Here is a 535-nt window from a genome sequence, read left to right as displayed (position 1 = left end):
TGCATGGAGACGCGATTAGATCACAGACGATCTGCCTGTTCAAATTTCATTAACAAAGTGCGATCCCGCCCTGGTGTCGTCATGAGATACTTTGCAAGACATATCACTGCCATGCCTTCTTTACTGATGTATGCGTTTGTCATCGTCTTTATCTTCATTATTTTGAATAAATAATACAGCATAGATTTCATCAAAAGCCAAACGATTGCTCAATTTTGTGAGCGCCTTCATAACAAATCGGATAAGAGAGAAGCTTCTAGGAGACAATGAGAGCAACATATGCTCTACAAAAATGCCAATAATGACGCCATAAAAACAAAAATAACACCATGATTTAGTTGAAAAAAAAAATTAAAATAAACCTGAAATTATAATCAGATGAACTAACTTCAACTTCGGTGTTTGATCCTATAGAACTGTCTCCGAGAGCATCAGATAGACAAGTCAAAACAATCATAGGCGTTAATGGGATGGTCGCCCCTCCCCAAAATGGCATCAGAGTGCCAAAGTGGCGAATGTAAGTTCCCACTGATGA

General features: G+C 38.5%; 1 protein-coding gene. It reads right to left on the bottom strand.

Annotated elements, in window-relative coordinates:
• Positions 1-334: 334 nt before the first annotated feature.
• Positions 335-535: hypothetical protein (locus OKC40_RS22905; protein ID WP_270797072.1), on the bottom strand; the 201-nt coding region annotated here is incomplete at its 5' end.

The organism is Aeromonas sp. QDB11, from assembly GCF_027705265.1.
Classification (GTDB): Bacteria; Pseudomonadota; Gammaproteobacteria; order Enterobacterales; family Aeromonadaceae; genus Aeromonas; species Aeromonas allosaccharophila.
The sequence above is the reverse complement of the archived record's forward strand: the minus strand, read 5'-3'. Positions and strand labels throughout refer to the sequence as shown.